The sequence below is a fragment of the Vibrio fluminensis genome (assembly GCF_015278125.1).
Lineage (GTDB): Bacteria > Pseudomonadota > Gammaproteobacteria > Enterobacterales > Vibrionaceae > Vibrio > Vibrio fluminensis.
This window is the reverse complement of record NZ_JADILO010000005.1, coordinates 156,294-173,077: the sequence shown is the minus strand read 5'-3', so window position 1 is coordinate 173,077 and position 16,784 is coordinate 156,294. Positions and strand designations below refer to the sequence as shown.

Here is a 16,784-nt window from a genome sequence, read left to right as displayed (position 1 = left end):
CAACCAGTTTAAGCTGAACTTCGTCTCCACCATTGACCGTCAAGGTCACGTGGCCGCCGTTGGTTAATTCGTCGTGGTTGACGGACACTTCGACTTGGACTTGGTCATTGCCCAGTTCATCTTTGCTGATCAAGCCATCGTTGTTGCCGTCGTCTTTGATTTCAACCATAGGACCAAGATTGCTGCCTTGATCGCCGTCGCCGTCACCCGGTGCGACCGTATCAAGTTGCGCTGAATCACTTCCTTGCGCCGACTCATTACCTGCTTTGTCGGTTTGGGTCGCGGTAACAGTGATGTTGCCACCTTCTGCCGGTGCCGTCTCAGTCCAAGAGATGGTGCCGTTGTCGTATTGGTAGTCCGTCGCTTCGTCAGTCAACGTCACTAGCTTGCCGTCAACCAGTTTAAGCAGAACTTCGTCTCCACCATTGACCGTCAAGGTCACGTGGCCGCCGTTGGTTAGTTCGTCGTGGTTGACGGACACTTCGACTTGGACTTGGTCATTGCCCAGTTCATCTTTACTGATCAAACCATCGTTGTTGGTGTCATCTTTGATTTCGACCACTGGGCCAAGGTCGCTACCTTGAGGACCTTCACCGTCGCCCGGTGCCACAGTATCAAGCGTATAGCTCGCATCATTAGACACTGGGCCCTTGTTTCCTTGAGGATCCGTTATTTGTGCATGATATGTATAACTACCATCATCCGGAGTTGGCACATCTATTGTCACAGAGTCACTTAGTAAGTCATCTCTAGAAACTATGTGCGTGCCCACCAAATTTCCATCTTTATCACTTAATTCAATGGTATCGCCAACCCCCGTTCCTTGTGGCAAATCGACTACAACTTGAATACCATCTGCTGATTCGTCAGCGTTTATGAAGCCATTTTCATCAGCTTCTGGGATTGAAATAATCGGAGTCCCATGAACTGGAGTGACGTCAACAGTAATAGTGATTGTGTCAGTACCACCTTTTCCATCTGACACTTGGACGGTAAAACTATCTTGACCGTTAAAAAATTCATTTGGTGTGTAAACCCATGAACCATCGGGGTTCACCACGACTTTACCGTTTTCTGGTAGTGTTTCTTGCTCATAAGTAAGCACATCTTCAGAATCCGCATCTGTCGCGTTAAGCTGGCCTCTAACTTCACTATCTTCATCAATAGTAACGATGACATCTTCACCAACAGGCAAATTGTTGATAGTAGAGCTGTCCTGATTTACCGCTCGAAACTGTTCAAGTAGGCTTAAACTCTGAGTTCGTGATAAACCTAAACTCTCTAAGCCTTCTGTAGAAAACGATGTTTCAGCCATAGTTTCATTGGATGTTCTAACCAATGAAGCTGCATTGCCTATGCTCGACCCTGCCTCAGTACCCGCAGCTGTCGAAAATGCATCGTCAATTTGGGTTGGGTCTTGGCCTGCTTCAAGTGCTCCAAATATTTGAGCAACATCATCAGTAATGTCGGTTGGGGTTTCTGCGTCATCGTAAAGTGATACTTCAAAACGGTTTTCAGCATCAACTTCAGCTACCGCATGATTTGTAACTAAAACTTCACCTTCTTTTGGGCGTTCGCCGGGAGCAAGTATTCTTAAGCTTCCGTTAACATCAATCACCATAGATTGACCAAACGCTAAATTGCCAATTGTGATGAACGCTTCTAAACCCATAAAGCCACCTAACCTTTAAAATTCCACTTTTCAGCCAAAACATTGACTATTAATATATTTTCCCAGTCAATAATTTAGCACTATATGAAACTACGATTAAGCCTTTGGGACTACAAACCATTTACAAACATGCAATACCGCAACCTTTGTCACAATTTGATATTAATATCATCAATTTTTGTAAAAAATAAACACCTAACTTCAGCCCTTTGTCATTGGATAATGTTGGCATCAGTCAAAAATCTGGAATATTTCAACTTATGCACTTTGTATTGGAACTACTCAAATCAGAATATCAACTAAACTTTAAGGTTAGTTTCAATTTAGAGACTTCTATAACCTATACGATAAACATCCTGTTTATCACTCCCCAATGATCACGTTAAGAAGTCTTCAGTTGGCAATTCGTAAATAACAACATTGATAGTATTTTTTTCTTCCAATGAACCACACTTCAGGTAAGCTTTGCGCCCTGATGAACCCAGCAACAGTCATATAAAACAAATGAATAACAGCCAACTAAGATTCACTCTCTACGGGTGTATCGCGATACTTTTTTGGAGCTGCCTATTGGCGAGTGCTCGCGTAGTAACGGAGCAACTTGGTCCTGTGGGTGGAAGCGCTATGCTCTATAGCCTTGCTGCGTTACTACTAATGATATGTGTCGGCATACCCAGGCCATCTTTGTTTTCGCTGCGATATCTTTTTATTGGCGGCGCTTTATTTGTTTGTTATGAAATATTCTTAGCGTTGTCCCTTGGCTATGCGAACAATCGTTCACAGGCGATTGAGGTATCTATCGTCAACTACCTATGGCCTGCTTTAACGGTGCTATTTTCAGTGCTGGGGAGTAGCCAGCGACCTAACAAGTTACTCTATCCGGCGATTTTGCTGGCATTCACCGGAGTTGCGATTACGGTAAGTGGCGATCAAGGATTCTCTATTAGACAGCTTGTTGCCAATATAAGCACCAATCCTTTAGTCTATGTCATGTCTTTCACGGGCGCAGTTCTTTGGGCTATCTATTGCAATCTTACTCGCCGTCAGGTGTCAAAGCACAACGCGATCACACTATTTTTTATCGCTACGGCCATTTCCTTATGGATAAAATATGCGATCTCAAATGAGCCAACATTATCCTTTACATGGCAATCGAGCTTTAACTTACTGATCACTGCATTTTTAATGGCGGGAGGTTATGGTCTTTGGAATATCGCTATCATAGGAGGGAATATGGTTTTTCTGGCGACATTATCCTATTTTACCCCCGTGTTATCGGCGGTTTTTTCATCGTTCATTTTAGGTGTAACCCTAACTCAAAATTTTTGGTATGGCGTTGCTATGGTCACTCTCGGGTCCTTAATCAGTTGGTATATAACTCGAGAAAATAAGCCATCAAATAGTTTAGATAAGCAATGCGATAACAATTAAAAAGTTGAAACATAGAAAGCAAAGTAGATGGTATTGCTCTTTGCTTTCTTGCTCTAAACCGCTCTATTGTTTGGCGCCAGCTAATTCACTACTCGCCAGCTTCACAACGGACGCTACAATTGCTTCAAGGCCTTGTGTTCGACTCGCGGTTAAATGACTATCAAGCTCTAATTGTCTAAACCAATCAGTGATACCAAACTCCAATACTTGTTTTGGCGTCTTCCCCTCGTACGCGATAGTGACTAGAGCAATCAGCCCCCTTACTAATCCCGTATCACTTGTTGCCACAATAACCAATTCTTGGTTATCGTAATACTGCTCTAACCATACTTGACTTTGACAGCCACGAACGAGGAAACGCTCATTCATTTTGTCACTGGGGAAAGGCTTTAATCGCTCACCCAGTTCCATGAGGTAGAGATATCGCTCTTCCCAATTAACACAGCGATTAAAGTTGCGTAATATCTTCTCTGTAGTCATTGTTACCTCAATAATTTCCCGATTCGGTGTAGTCCTTGCACTAGTGCATCAATATCATCTGACTGGCTGTATAGCCCAAGTGAGGCACGACAAACCGAACTTTGACCAAGATGTTTAATTAACGGCATTGCACAATGATGTCCTGTGCGGATTGCTACGCCATAACGATCAAGAAATGCCCCAGTATCAAAGGCATGTTGGCCAGCCAAATTGAACGAAACAACGCCGACTCGACCACTACTACTGCCATAGGTTTCGATTCCACTTAATGTACTTAGTCCATCGAGCAAATATTGCATCACTTTGTTTTCATGCGCCGCGATATTCTCCAAACCAATACTTTCGATATATTCGATGGCCGTACCTAACCCGAGAATACTGGCAATATTTGGTGTGCCAGCCTCGAAACGCCAAGGAGCTTTACCATAAGACGTTCCCCTTGGTAACGTCACTTGGTCGATCATCGCTCCGCCTCCTTCCCAAGGTAACATCACGTCTAAATGTTTACTTTTAGCATAGAGAACTCCGGTTCCCGTCGGCCCATACAGTTTGTGGGCTGAAAAGACGTAGAAATCGCAATTGAGATCCTGCACATCAATAGCCTGATGCGTGACCGCTTGAGCGCCATCAACCATAACCGCGATTTTGTTTTTGTGTGCGAGTTTCACAACCTCTTTTATCGGATTTACTGTGCCCAAAACATTAGACACGTGAGTAATGGCCAATAAGCGCGTATTGGCGGATATAAGACGACGCAAATTTTCGATACAAAGTTCATCGTCTCTATTTAGGTGCCATACTTTAATTTGAGCACCACACATATCAGCAATCAGTTGCCACGGAACAATATTGGCATGGTGTTCCATTTCGCTGATAATTATCTCATCACCCGGTGTCAATAGAGGCTTTAAATAACTGTACGCAACGAGATTAATCGCTTCAGTGCTGCCTTTGGTGAAAATGATATTACTTGCCGACTCAGCGCCGATAAAATCCGCCACCTGATAGCGTACACTTTCCATCTCCTCGGTCGCCTTGCTACTCAAGTAGTGCACACCTCGATGAACAGATGCGTATTCATCACGATAAAAGCGCGTCATTCGTTCGATCACCGTATCGGGCGTTTGAGCGGTTGCCGCTGTATCTAGATAAACAAGTCTCTTGTCATATACCTTTTGCGTTAATGTCGGAAAATCTGCACGCCAAGGACTTAAGATTTCAAACTCGCTACTCATCATATTCACCATATGATTGGTTGATCAACCCATCAATCTTTGACAGCACATAGGTCTTCACATCTTGATTAGACAATTTCAACGCCACTTCACCGGCGAATGCTTTGAGAAGCATATTCTTCGCCTCATTTTTCGTTATTCCTCTCGCGCGCATATATTCGATTTGATTCGGGTCGAGTTGGCCTGTTGTCGCACCATGGCTGCACTTTACATCGTCTGCATAGATTTCCAGCTGAGGCTTAATGTTGACCCTAGCAGCATCACTCAAGATTAAGTTATGGCTGTCCATTTGCCCGTCCGTCTTCAGTGCTTGAGGTGATACATATATCATGCCCTCAAATACACCATTGGACTCACCACTAGCGATGACTTTGTGTAGTTGATTACTATTACAATGTGGCGCTTTGTGATGAAGATAAGTTCTGTTATCGAACGTTTGTGTTGCTTTTGGTAGTGACAAACTATTCATCTCCACGTTGGCGTTCTCAGCCAATAGCTCACTGCTACTCTGATTTCTCACCAACAACCCTGACAGAGTCACAGTATTTGTCTGTGCCTGAGAGTCCCGTTGTAAACTCAGGTCATTATGTCCGAAATGATGTTGTTGATTTGATTCTTCAATTAACTTGGTATGCTTTAGTGTTGCATTTCCACCGACCACACCAGTTAAACGCGACAACGTAACTCCGCCACCTTGAGATAAAGAAATATGATGTTCAATGAGCTCACATTGTGAGCTACTTCCAAGCTCTAAGTGGTGACGATAGCTGCAAACATCACCTTTAAAACCACTAGAAATGTGTAAAAGATAAATTGGCTTATCAATCACACGATTGGCTGCAACATCGATCAGCACCCCACCTGTCGCGGTTGCGTCTGTTAGGTAGACAAACGCATCGGGTTTTATTGATTTTTGCATCTCAAACCCTTCCACTCCTGTTACCCCATAGAGGGGCGTAATCGTGGCGTGAGGGATCCAATCTGAACAACGAAATGAGAATCTTCCATCAAAAAACACCAATCGATAGCAATCAAGTCCCAAGCTCAGACTGTCATAAGAAATATTCTCCGCAGGCTGAAACTGAGCGTGGTGCAAGGGTAACTGTTTAAAGGATGATAACGAGGTATAACGCCATGACTCATCTTTAGCATCGGGTAGCCCCATAGAAGCGAGTTTATCCCACTGCGACTTCTGCCAAGTCGTCTCTTGAGCCATGTTACCTAGACTGTCAATTATACGGATATCATTCATCAGAGGTGAGCCATCCATAACCTTTTTCCTCTAATTCTTTAGCAAGAGTATGATCCCCCGACTTAATGATTTTTCCTTTGTACAGAACATGCACAAAATCAGGTTTGATATAGTCAAGAATTCGTTGATAGTGCGTGACCATGATGAACGAACGTTGCCCATCTCTCAGCGCATTAACGCCATTCGCTACCGCCTTTAAAGCATCGATATCTAACCCTGAATCGGTTTCATCAAGAATACACATACGGGGCGATAAAACTGCCATTTGTAATATGTCATTGCGCTTCTTTTCGCCACCGGAAAAGCCTTCATTGACTGAACGGTGAAGCAGATGAGCAGGCATATCTAACAATGCCGCTTTTTCTTCTAATAAATCCTCAAAATCAAAACGATCAATGTCCTCTTCGCCACGGTAACTTCGAATACCATTGAGTGCTGATTTTAAGAACAATTTGTTACTGACACCCGGAATCTCTACTGGGTATTGAAACGCTAAGAAAATACCTTCACCCGCTCTCTCATCCGCCTCTAACTCAATTAAATCCTTACCATTAAACAAAATACTTCCCTGCTCAACTTGGTAATCGTCCTTACCAGCTAATGTCGAAGACAATGTACTTTTGCCTGAGCCATTAGGACCCATTATCGCGTGCACTTCACCTGGTTTAATCGATAGATTAATGCCTTTTAGAATCGGCATATCTTCAACACTGACGTGCAAATTATTAATCTCTAGCATTTTTACCCCACGCTATGTTCAAGACTGATAGATAGAAGTTTTTGTGCTTCGACTGCAAACTCCAGCGGCAACTCTGAAAATACATCTTTACAGAAACCATTGACGATCATTGAAATCGCATCGTCTTCACTAATGCCGCGCTGTACACAATAGAACAGTTGATCTTCACCGATACGTGAAGTGGTCGCTTCGTGCTCTACCTGTGCACTTGAGTTTTTCGCCTCGACATACGGAAAAGTATGAGCGCCACATTCAGAGCCAATCAACATAGAATCGCATTGAGTAAAATTACGCGCGCCCTCAGCGCTCGGTAAAATTTTGACCAGACCGCGATAACTATTTTCACTTTTACCTGCTGATATACCTTTAGAAATAATGGTGGAGCGTGTATGCCTACCAATGTGGATCATCTTAGTCCCAGTATCTGCTTGCTGAATACCGCTGGTTAATGCAACAGAGAAAAATTCACCGATTGAATAATCCCCTTTTAGAATCACACTGGGATACTTCCATGTTATCGCTGAGCCCGTCTCTGACTGCGTCCAAGACATCTTGCTGTAATCACCTTCACACACCGCTCGTTTGGTGACGAAGTTTAAAATTCCGCCCTTTGATTCCTCTTCACCAGAGAACCAATTTTGTACAGTCGAATACTTTACCTCAGCGTTTTTTAATACAACCACTTCCACAACCGCGGCATGAAGCTGGTAGCTATCACGCATTGGCGCTGAGCACCCTTCTATATAACTGACATAAGAGCCTTCATCGGCCACCAAAATAGTTCGCTCAAATTGACCTGTTTTTGCTTGGTTAATTCTAAAATACGTAGAAAGTTCACGAGGACAGCGAACTCCTCTAGGTATGTAGACAAACGTACCGTCAGATGCGACGGCAGCATTAAGCGCCGCGAAAAAGTTATCTTTAGCTGGTACGACACTGCCAAGGTATTTACGAACCAGATCCGGATATTGATGAATTGCTTCACTGAACGAACAGAAGATAATTCCTTGCTCTTTCAATTCACTTTGATAAGTGGTCGTAACCGAGACTGAATCGAAAATCGCGTCAACGGCTATTTCACTCCCTTCTCGAACCGGAACGCCCAGTTTATCGAAAGCTTGTTCAACTTCTTGAGTTAAGTATTCATTCGAACCATCATCCACACTATTCGACTCACACTGGCCACAGGAAGGCGCTGAATAGTAGCTATAACTTTGGTAGTCAAGCGCAGGATACTTGGCTTTAAGCCAGTGCGGTTCCTCCATTTTTTGCCATTGTCGGAAAGCGTCTAAACGAAACTCTAACATCCAATCAGGCTCATTGCGCTTGGCCGAAATTGCTTTCACCACATCTTCATTAAGCCCAACTGATAGCGTATCCGAGAGTAGTTCTGTATAAAAACCTTGCTCATAAGAAATGTCTTCGAGTAATTCTTGAACTTCCGGCTGATTTTCTACTGCTGACATCCTAGACTCCGAAGCTTTCACCACATCCACACATGTTTTTCACATTAGGGTTGTTGTAAACAAAGCTGCTATTTAACCCCTGTCTCACGTAATCAATTTCTGTTCCATCAATCATCGGCATTGCATTTAATCCAACATAAAACTCGACGTCGTGACTCAGGAACCTAACATCGTCATCACAAGGAGACTCAATAAGTTGCACCTGATAGGCAAAGCCCGTACAACCAGAGGATCTAACACTTAAATGAAAACAGCTCCCTTCGGAACACAACTGACGAATCCTACGCGCCGCATCTCCGGTCAAAGTCACGCCTTGCCACTCCATATCTAGCAGAGAAATTTGCTCAGCTTCTGTACTACGCGTGCTCATAGCATCCCCTAAAATAGAATAAATTAACTGAATGATATTCATTCTCGTTTTATTATCAACCATTATATTTCTAAGGTAATTATTGTGACGCACCACATGTTGACGAAATGAATTTTCGTAATACTATATATAGTAATTACTCGATAATAATTATCATTACGATAAAGGAGAAGTCATGGATATCATTGTTTATTCAAAGCCTCAGTGCGTTCAGTGCACAGCAACTGTAAAGGCGTTGAGCACCAAAGGTATACCCCATAAGGTCGTCGATCTAACTCAGGATGAAAGCGCAATGAATACGGTTCAATCTATGGGATACAGACAAGCCCCTGTTGTGGTTGCAGGTAGTCAACATTGGTCAGGATTTCGTCCTGACATGATCAGCCAAATCCGCTGATGTTAGTCTACTACTCCAGTGCGTCGGGCAACACACAACGCTTTATTCAGCAATTAGGTTTGCCCGCTATCCGCCTACCGATCGATACAGCAGCACCGACACCGAAAATCGAACAGCCTTTTGTATTGGTTTGCCCTACTTACGCTGACGGTGAAGGCAAAGGAGCCATTCCAGAGCCCGTTAGAAAAGCACTTAACGATAAGCAAACTCGTTCTTTGCTAATCGGAGTCATTGCCTCGGGAAATAGGAACTTTGGTGAATTATTTGCCCATGCCGGCAAATTGATCGCCCACAAGTGCGGCGTACCACTGCTCTATCGATTTGAGCTTGCGGGTACAAGAAATGACGTACTTACGGTACGTCAAGGACTATCAAAGTTATGGAATTACCATGGACAATCAATTTCCGAATGAGTCACTGAACTATCATGAGCTTAACGCCATGCTGAACCTACTCGATGAAAACGGCTCCATTCAGTTCGATTCAGACAAACAAGCAGCAAGGCAGTTCTTTCTACAACACGTTAACCAAAACACCGTATTCTTCCACAATTTAAGTGAAAAACTCGATTATTTGGTTAAAGAAGGCTATTACGAACCGCAAGTGCTTGAGCAGTACAGCGATGCATTCATCAGCAAAATTTGGCACCAAACCTATAAGGTAAAATTCCGTTTTAGGACCTTTCTTGGCGCCTACAAATTCTTCACTTCCTATGCATTAAAAACAAGAGATGGGAAACGTTACTTAGAGCGCTTTGAAGACCGAGTCGTGATGACTGCATTGACTCTAGCGCAAGGTGACGAAGACCTTGCGATGCAATTAATGTTGGAAATCATTCACCAACGCTTCCAGCCTGCCACACCGACATTTATCAACTCCGGTAAAAAAAGCCGTGGTGAGTTAATTTCATGTTTTCTATTACGCATTGAAGACAATATGGAAAGCATTGGTCGAGCAATAAATTCCTCTTTACAGCTATCGCGACGTGGTGGTGGGGTTGCTCTGCTACTCACTAACCTGCGTGAACAAGGTGCGCCAATCAAAGGGATTCTAAATCAGAGCTCAGGGGTCGTACCCGTAATGAAGTTGCTTGAAGATAGTTTTTCTTACGCCAACCAGTTGGGTGCAAGGCAAGGAGCAGGCGCGGTTTATCTCAACGTTCACCACCCTGACATCATGCAGTTCCTAGACACCAAACGTGAAAACGCAGATGAAAAAATCCGCATAAAAACGCTGAGTTTAGGCGTTGTAATTCCGGATATCACGCTTGAGCTCGCGAAGCAAAATAAAGACATGTACCTGTTTTCACCTCATGATGTTGAAAAAGTGTATGACCGACCATTTTCAGAAATAAGTGTTACTGATAAGTACCACGAGATGGTCGATGATCCACGCATTCGCAAAAGTAAAATAAGTGCTCGCGGACTATTTCAAACCCTTGCAGAGATCCAGTTTGAATCGGGATACCCCTACATCATGTTTGAAGATACAGTTAACCGAGCAAACCCTATCTCAGGGCGAGTTAACATGTCTAATCTTTGCTCTGAAATATTGCAAGTAAATGACGCGAGCCATTTTAATGACGACTTAAGCTACGCTCATTTAGGTCGCGACATTTCATGTAATCTTGGCTCAATAAATATCGCCAAAGCGCTCGATGGTGGTGATCTTGCTCATACTGTCGATATTTCAATCCGAGCATTGAATGCTGTATCTGAAATGAGCGCAATCGAAAGTGTTCCATCAATCAGAAAAGGAAACGATGAAAGCCATGCCATTGGTCTTGGCCAAATGAACCTGCATGGATTACTCGCTCGAGAACAAATCCATTATGACAGTGCTGAGGCGATAGATTTTACTAACGTCTATTTTGCAGCAGTCCTTTTCCACTGTTTGGTTACCTCAAACCGCATAGCGAAAGAGAAACAAGCAACATTTCGCGACTTTGATAAATCTACCTATGCAACTGGCGAGTTTTTCCAAAAATATCTCGACAATGCTTTTCTACCAACAACAGAGCGTGTCCAACAATTGATAGAAAAACTGGGGCTAACGCTCCCGACACAAGACGATTGGGCGACGCTCAAGCAACTTGTAATGCAAGATGGTCTTTATAACCGTAATCTACAGGCTATTCCTCCTACAGGTTCTATTAGCTATATCAACGATGCGACCGCTTCAATCCATCCAGTAACGTCTAAAGTTGAAATTCGCAAAGAAGGGAAAATTGGCCGTGTATATTTCCCTGCCCCTTATTTGAACAATGACAACCTCAAATACTACCGCGATGCCTATGAGATAGGCCCGCATGCAATTATTGATGTCTATTCAGCGGCAACACAGCACGTCGACCAAGGCCTGTCACTCACTCTGTTCTTTGGTGACAACGTCACCACTAGAGATATCAACAAAGCACAAATTTACGCCTGGAAAAAAGATATCAAGACCCTCTATTACATTCGCATGCGACAAAAAGCCCTAGAAGGCACGCAAGTCGATGGCTGCGTATCTTGCACACTTTAATACTATGGACAAATGATTATGATTGAACCATCGATTGAAAAACCCGTTCAAGCCATCAACTGGAATAAGCTTCAAGATGAGAAAGACTTGGAGATCTGGAATCGTTTAACAGTGAACTTCTGGTTACCAGAAAAAGTGCCATTGTCGAATGATATCCAAACTTGGAAACAGCTTACTGAACACGAGCAAACTCTAACAATACGTGTGTTTACTGGCTTAACATTGTTAGACACCATTCAAAACACGGTTGGTGCGCCGAGTTTAATGCCTGATGCAAGAACCCCACATGAAGAAGCGGTACTAACAAACATTGCTTTTATGGAAGCGGTGCATGCGCGAAGTTATTCATCTGTCTTTTCTACGTTATGCACCACTCCCCAAATCGATGAAGCGTTTCGTTGGGCTGAAGAAAACCCCTATTTGCAACAAAAAGCCAAATTGATACTGCAAGACTATCAGGCTGAACATAACCCGTTAAAGAAAAAAGTCGCGAGTGTATTTCTTGAAAGTTTCTTGTTCTATTCTGGTTTTTATCTGCCTATGCATTGGTCAAGTCGCGCAAAACTGACCAATACTGCTGATCTAATCCGTTTGATCATTCGTGATGAAGCCATTCATGGTTACTACATAGGCTATAAATTTCAGCAGGCATACAAAGAGCTCTCAAATGAGGAGCAGACACTCATCAAAGATGAAGCATTTGCATTGATGTTTTCCCTCTACGAAATTGAATGCGAATACACCGAGACGCTTTATGATGAAGTCGGTTTAACAGAAGACGTAAAACACTTCCTACACTACAATGCTAACAAAGCATTGATGAATTTAGGTTTTGAGCCACTATTTCCAGATGAACTTTGTCAGGTTAGCCCAGCGATTATGGCGGCGCTATCGCCAAACGCGGACGAAAACCATGATTTTTTCTCCGGCTCTGGTTCTTCTTATGTCATTGGCAAAGCCGTCGCAACGGAAGATGAAGATTGGGACTTTTGATCAGTGAGAGATGATTGAAAGAAGCAACGAAATTAGTGTTGTAGTGGAAAGTAAAAAGAGAAGTACTAAGTACTTCTCTTTTGCATTAATGAAACAAGTGTTAATAAACTAGTTCACCTCGAGTGACAACGTCACCATGCTTGCATCTTGATCGACATCGAAACGGCTATCGAGTAAGAACACTCTTGATGCATCGACTTGGGTTACATCCACAAGATACGCTTTAACCGCTTGTGCGCGTCTTTGTGCAAGTTGTCCTAACTCAGCAGGCGTAACTTCCTGTTTGTTGAGCACCAAGTTGTACAATGCAATATGCCAGCGGCGATCGAGCTCTTCGTCAGTGTAATCCTGGTCTTTATTATCAAGCTCTTGTTCGATTGTATCTCGCACCGTATCGGCCTCAACACCAAACTCCTGCTGATAAGTGGCAATAAGAGCTTCAGACAATGGTCCCTGAACTGGGATGCTGCTGGCACTTAGGTCCTGTGGCAATTGCTCAATGGTCATGTTCGCTTGTGAAGCTAATAGCTGATCAAACTTAGCCAGCGCCAATGCCTTACTGTCTTCAACTGCATCAACCGAGCCATCAACAGATAGCGTTAGCATCGGACGAGTTTCCAGTGCTTCGCCCAGCTGCGCTAACTTCTCTTGTTGCTCTGTATTCAGTTGATCGACACCAAAATCGAAACTCACTTCATTCAGCTCATCATCTGCATCAGCAAGGCCTGCAATAAACGAGAACGGTGCTGTGACAGCTTTGGTAATGATGTTCGACAAGGTCTGCCAGATTACCGCACCGACACTGAACTCAGGGTCATTGACATCACCTGACACATCCATACCTAAATCAATCACGCCATCGCTATCTTGAAGCAGTGCAATAGCCAACTTGATTGGAAGATCGGTCGCTAAATCGCTTTCACTTGCTTTGCCTAGTTGGAGCTGATCAACGACGACATGGTTTGAACCTTTAAGCTGGTTGTTCTCCAATTTGTAGTTTAGCGCCAACGTCAACTGGCCTTTATCAATGTAGTGACCTGCGTAAGTACCGGAATAAGGGTTAACCGTTGTGAGTTCAATGCTCTTGAACAATACGTCCAAATCTAGATATGGTTTTGCGATAAGTGGGTTAATCTCACCTTTCACCTTCACAGGTGCGTAGCGATCAATGCTGCCACTGATATCAACTGAAGCTTTCGTTCCCGGAATGCTCGATATATCGCCAATGCTACCGCGTAACTGTTCAATACCAGACGAAAAGTTTGGCGTGAGTGAGTTATCAGCAAAGAAAGCCGAACCGTCTTTAAACGAAACCTTGCGCACTTTTAACGCGAATGGTTTGCTGTCGCTTGCTTTATTCGCTTTATTGGATTGAGTCTTCGACTTAGCCGATTTTGGCTGCTCGACAACTAAATCACCGATATTCGTCGAGCGATCTTTATTAATGACCACACGCGCATAAGGTTGACTCAAGCTCAGTGTATCGATATCCAACTTTGATTTGTTCAAATCGAAGTCGAACTTATTTACCGCTAAAGATTGCCATTTAACAAATGGCTTCTTCAACTTGTTATCGCGTACCGAAAGATGATTAACTGCAGCACTACCACTCGCAACAACTTTGCCAGTAGCATCGGCACTTAGCTTCGTATTCGCGGTAAACTCACCACTGGTTAATGTCGCGTTAAGCGCAGTCGCTATATAAGGTTGGAACTGAGCCAGTTTTAGTTGCTTAACGGCAATATCAGCGTTAACACTCTGCGCAATCGCGTCAGCCTGTCCTTCAACATTCAGGTCACCTTTGCCGTTGATCGATGCAGACAATGCAAAATCAATTGGTTGTGATAAATCGCTAATGATCTGTTTAGTCGATAAGTTGATTGGTGCAACTTGCCACTTATTCGGCTTTTTGGTTAGCAGGCTTTCTTCAATATTTAGCGCGTACTCTTTAAGCTCAATCCCGCCTAATGTCACCAACCAAGGCTTAGTCGCACTCGCCTGCGCTTCACTATTGGACTTGTCACTTGCCGCTGCTTGCTTTTCAGCCGTTTCTTTGTCGCTAGATGTAGATTGAGCTAAAGATTTTGGCGTAAATATTGTCGCAAGATCGGCACCTTTAGCATCTACTTTCGCAGAGACAGCTAGACCTTGTGAACGTACAGCATCAATCTTAACCTGTTGGCTTTCTGTATCCGCAGCAATTCCCGCAACGACAAAGCTTTTCAGTGACACCACTGATTTACCATTAGCATCAAAGTTCACTTGATTGACTGCCAGTTCACCAGAATGCGTCGACACCGTTAGCGTATCTTGCTCAGGAGTATCACCAATGGTTTGATTCACAACATATTGCGATGCAAAGTTAAACTCACCAGAGGTCAGTTTTGCCGCAAGCTCATGTTCGGCAAAGCGCCAAAGCCTTGGTAATTGAATGTGTTCAATCTCAACATCACCCGATACTCGTAGTGGCTTTAACTGAACTTGACCGCTAAGTGCTAAGCGCGCGGAATCGCTATCAGTAATCGCCACGCTATAGTGGTTCACTTTACTGTCCGCATCTAATAGATTTTGAGTTGCGAACTCACTTAAAGTGACATTAATGTCTGGATACGCCAGTTCTGTATCGGTTACTGCATCGCGAAAATAGACTTCACCACCAGTTAGCGCAGTTTGCTTGATATATACAGGGAAAAGCGGCGCATTTCGGTCGACGACCTCTTCACTCTGCGGCTCACTTTCTTCAACCGCAGAACTGTTTTTTTCTACCGCAGCAAGAATGTCGCTAAAATTAAAAGTGGTTTGCGGAGAATCAGTTAGCCTTTCAATATTAACAAAAGGCTGGTCGAGCTTAATGTACTCTAACTCAAGGTGTCCGTTTAGAATCGACTGCCAAAAGTTAACTTGCAAGGCTGCTTGATTGAATTTAACAAAAGGCTTATCCCCTTCCAAGATCGCAAACTGATCGAGACTCACTTGCAATGTAAAAGGGTTAATCGTCACTTTACCCAATTGAACTGGTCGCTCAATTAAGTTTGAAAGCTGTTTAGGTACCTGCTGCTGCGCAACGTAAGGAACTAAAGCACCAACGAGAGCCGCATACGTTAGATAACCACCAGCGGAATACGTTGCCCAACGAACCGCACGTGGTAACGCTCGAAACTTAGTCACTGCTTGACTGAATTTGCTCGACATTATGACTTCCTACTCCTTCGCCTATATCGAATAATATGCGCATTATACGCTGAACTTATGGTTCGTTTTGTCAGAACAATCTAATTTCGTCCGCTTAGCGCGAATTGGATGTGATTTGGTTCTAGACGATACAAAAAGGCCGTTGTATGAAACTCTAGAGCCTCATGCAACGACCTTTTACTAGTTAAATCTGATAGCTTATTTTTGTAGTTGCTCTTTAGCCGCTTCTACTTTTGCGAAATCAAGACCAAGCTCATCAACTGCTTCTTTGATTAATGCTGGATTTTGCATTACTTGCGCCATCAGCATTTGTAGTTTGTCTTGTGGCAAACCAAGCTGTGCGATTGTCGCCATCGCCGCTAATGGATTTTGTGTCAGCGTTTCAAAAATTGCGCTGATTTGCTCGTCACTGATATTGTTTTCTTTAAGTAACGCGATAATAGGGTTCATCTAAATACCTTTGAATACGATTAACAATTCTTGCCACTATTTTATCATCAACTCAAGCCCTGTCTAACTGCAATGCTGTCATCACAATCTGTTTGGACACTAGTTAAACGACGAGGCATTATCGTAATAAAATTGGCTAGTTAACCAGTTGCTGTTCAACAAGAGAATCTAAAACAACCAGTGCCGCTAAAGAACATACAGCCTTGTCTTGGCTATCAATAAAGCGAAGCTCTTCAATTTCGGCATCGGCGGCTAACTCACCACTAAAATCAGCAAAGTAACAAGTCAATTGAACAGTTACACCACTTGCTTTGCCATCTGCTTGAGCACTATATGTGCCCGCATACTTGATAGAGTCTAACTCTAAGTCAACCGATAGCTCTTCTTTGATTTCACGAACTAAAGCTTGTTCATCACTTTCACCTTGCTCGCGTTTACCGCCTGGAAGGTAAAAAAGTTCCTTTCCTTTTGAGCGTACACCAAGAAACTTTCCATCGCGGATAGTAATCCAAGCGAGTTTATCAATGATTTTATCCATTTATGTGCCTACATCATCTGAAAATGTGGGCGAGATTATAATTGAA

Annotated in this window: 15 protein-coding genes; 5 read left to right on the top strand and 10 right to left on the bottom strand. The window is 43.4% G+C overall.

Going from position 1 to position 16,784, the window contains the following annotated elements:
• Positions 1-1,672, bottom strand: a 1,672-nt coding sequence (locus IRQ95_RS06285; RefSeq protein ID WP_194436138.1) for an Ig-like domain-containing protein, incomplete at its 3' end; no start/stop codon positions are given.
• A 504-nt stretch (positions 1,673-2,176) separates the two neighbouring features.
• Here IRQ95_RS06285 and yddG point away from each other — a divergent pair.
• Positions 2,177-3,103: an aromatic amino acid DMT transporter YddG gene (yddG, locus tag IRQ95_RS06280; RefSeq protein WP_194436137.1), complete on the top strand. Its 927-nt coding sequence runs from the start codon at positions 2,177-2,179 to the stop codon at positions 3,101-3,103.
• A gap of 63 nt (positions 3,104-3,166) precedes the next feature.
• Here yddG and IRQ95_RS06275 read toward each other — a convergent pair whose 3' ends face one another.
• From IRQ95_RS06275 to IRQ95_RS06250, 6 genes are read right to left on the bottom strand one after another with little or no spacing between them, the layout of a single operon-like run.
• A complete protein-coding gene (locus IRQ95_RS06275) occupies positions 3,167-3,583 on the bottom strand; it encodes a SufE family protein (RefSeq protein WP_194436136.1) in 417 nt (138 codons plus the stop codon).
• A gap of 2 nt (positions 3,584-3,585) precedes the next feature.
• Positions 3,586-4,818: a SufS family cysteine desulfurase gene (locus IRQ95_RS06270; RefSeq protein WP_194436135.1), complete on the bottom strand. Its 1,233-nt coding sequence runs from the start codon at positions 4,816-4,818 to the stop codon at positions 3,586-3,588.
• Positions 4,811-6,088 (bottom strand): Fe-S cluster assembly protein SufD, encoded by a 1,278-nt coding sequence (sufD, locus tag IRQ95_RS06265; protein ID WP_194436134.1) that lies wholly within the window; start codon positions 6,086-6,088, stop codon positions 4,811-4,813. The genes IRQ95_RS06270 and sufD overlap by 8 nt, the downstream gene beginning before the upstream one ends.
• Positions 6,063-6,809 carry a Fe-S cluster assembly ATPase SufC gene (gene sufC, locus IRQ95_RS06260; protein ID WP_194436133.1) on the bottom strand — a complete coding sequence of 249 codons (747 nt, stop codon included), beginning with the start codon at positions 6,807-6,809 and terminating at the stop codon, positions 6,063-6,065. Before sufC ends, sufD begins: the two co-directional genes overlap by 26 nt.
• 2 nt (positions 6,810-6,811) lie before the next feature.
• On the bottom strand, positions 6,812-8,275 hold the full coding sequence (gene sufB, locus IRQ95_RS06255; protein WP_194436132.1) for a Fe-S cluster assembly protein SufB: 1,464 nt from the start codon (positions 8,273-8,275) through the stop codon (positions 6,812-6,814).
• Position 8,276: 1 nt separating this feature from the next.
• Positions 8,277-8,645, bottom strand: a complete 369-nt coding sequence (locus IRQ95_RS06250) for an iron-sulfur cluster assembly accessory protein (protein WP_194436131.1) — start codon at positions 8,643-8,645, stop codon at positions 8,277-8,279.
• 175 nt (positions 8,646-8,820) lie between these two features.
• Here IRQ95_RS06250 and nrdH point away from each other — a divergent pair, with 175 nt between their 5' ends.
• Genes nrdH through nrdF form a run of 4 tightly spaced genes read left to right on the top strand, consistent with a single transcriptional unit; the run spans position 8,821 to position 12,558 of the window.
• Positions 8,821-9,042, top strand: coding sequence for a glutaredoxin-like protein NrdH (gene nrdH / locus IRQ95_RS06245; RefSeq protein WP_194436130.1), 222 nt, complete (start codon positions 8,821-8,823; stop codon positions 9,040-9,042).
• Positions 9,042-9,455, top strand: a complete 414-nt coding sequence (nrdI, locus tag IRQ95_RS06240) for a class Ib ribonucleoside-diphosphate reductase assembly flavoprotein NrdI (protein WP_194436129.1) — start codon at positions 9,042-9,044, stop codon at positions 9,453-9,455. The genes nrdH and nrdI overlap by 1 nt, the downstream gene beginning before the upstream one ends.
• A complete protein-coding gene (gene nrdE / locus IRQ95_RS06235) occupies positions 9,433-11,565 on the top strand; it encodes a class 1b ribonucleoside-diphosphate reductase subunit alpha (RefSeq protein WP_194436128.1) in 2,133 nt (710 codons plus the stop codon). The genes nrdI and nrdE overlap by 23 nt, the downstream gene beginning before the upstream one ends.
• A gap of 18 nt (positions 11,566-11,583) precedes the next feature.
• Positions 11,584-12,558 (top strand): class 1b ribonucleoside-diphosphate reductase subunit beta, encoded by a 975-nt coding sequence (gene nrdF / locus IRQ95_RS06230; RefSeq protein WP_194436127.1) that lies wholly within the window; start codon positions 11,584-11,586, stop codon positions 12,556-12,558.
• A 108-nt stretch (positions 12,559-12,666) separates the two neighbouring features.
• Here nrdF and IRQ95_RS06225 read toward each other — a convergent pair whose 3' ends face one another.
• The 3 genes from IRQ95_RS06225 to IRQ95_RS06215 all read right to left on the bottom strand — a co-directional run bounded on the left by IRQ95_RS06225 (position 12,667) and on the right by IRQ95_RS06215 (position 16,738).
• Positions 12,667-15,750: a DUF748 domain-containing protein gene (locus IRQ95_RS06225; RefSeq protein ID WP_194436126.1), complete on the bottom strand. Its 3,084-nt coding sequence runs from the start codon at positions 15,748-15,750 to the stop codon at positions 12,667-12,669.
• A 198-nt stretch (positions 15,751-15,948) separates the two neighbouring features.
• On the bottom strand, positions 15,949-16,200 hold the full coding sequence (locus IRQ95_RS06220; protein ID WP_075651846.1) for a DUF2999 family protein: 252 nt from the start codon (positions 16,198-16,200) through the stop codon (positions 15,949-15,951).
• Positions 16,201-16,336: 136 nt separating this feature from the next.
• Positions 16,337-16,738: an NUDIX hydrolase gene (locus IRQ95_RS06215; protein WP_194436125.1), complete on the bottom strand. Its 402-nt coding sequence runs from the start codon at positions 16,736-16,738 to the stop codon at positions 16,337-16,339.
• Between the last annotated feature and the right edge of the window lie 46 nt (positions 16,739-16,784).

Excerpts from the sequence above, each read along its gene's own strand:
- yddG (WP_194436137.1), top strand. The coding sequence starts at position 2,177 with ATGAATAACAGCCAACTAAGATTCACTCTCTACGGGTGTATCGCGATA.
- IRQ95_RS06275 (WP_194436136.1), bottom strand. The coding sequence starts at position 3,583 with ATGACTACAGAGAAGATATTACGCAACTTTAATCGCTGTGTTAATTGG.
- IRQ95_RS06270 (WP_194436135.1), bottom strand. The coding sequence starts at position 4,818 with ATGAGTAGCGAGTTTGAAATCTTAAGTCCTTGGCGTGCAGATTTTCCG.
- sufD (WP_194436134.1), bottom strand. The coding sequence starts at position 6,088 with ATGGATGGCTCACCTCTGATGAATGATATCCGTATAATTGACAGTCTA.
- sufC (WP_194436133.1), bottom strand. The coding sequence starts at position 6,809 with ATGCTAGAGATTAATAATTTGCACGTCAGTGTTGAAGATATGCCGATT.
- sufB (WP_194436132.1), bottom strand. The coding sequence starts at position 8,275 with ATGTCAGCAGTAGAAAATCAGCCGGAAGTTCAAGAATTACTCGAAGAC.
- IRQ95_RS06250 (WP_194436131.1), bottom strand. The coding sequence starts at position 8,645 with ATGAGCACGCGTAGTACAGAAGCTGAGCAAATTTCTCTGCTAGATATG.
- nrdH (WP_194436130.1), top strand. The coding sequence starts at position 8,821 with ATGGATATCATTGTTTATTCAAAGCCTCAGTGCGTTCAGTGCACAGCA.
- nrdI (WP_194436129.1), top strand. The coding sequence starts at position 9,042 with ATGTTAGTCTACTACTCCAGTGCGTCGGGCAACACACAACGCTTTATT.
- nrdE (WP_194436128.1), top strand. The coding sequence starts at position 9,433 with ATGGACAATCAATTTCCGAATGAGTCACTGAACTATCATGAGCTTAAC.
- nrdF (WP_194436127.1), top strand. The coding sequence starts at position 11,584 with ATGATTGAACCATCGATTGAAAAACCCGTTCAAGCCATCAACTGGAAT.
- IRQ95_RS06225 (WP_194436126.1), bottom strand. The coding sequence starts at position 15,750 with ATGTCGAGCAAATTCAGTCAAGCAGTGACTAAGTTTCGAGCGTTACCA.
- IRQ95_RS06220 (WP_075651846.1), bottom strand. The coding sequence starts at position 16,200 with ATGAACCCTATTATCGCGTTACTTAAAGAAAACAATATCAGTGACGAG.
- IRQ95_RS06215 (WP_194436125.1), bottom strand. The coding sequence starts at position 16,738 with ATGGATAAAATCATTGATAAACTCGCTTGGATTACTATCCGCGATGGA.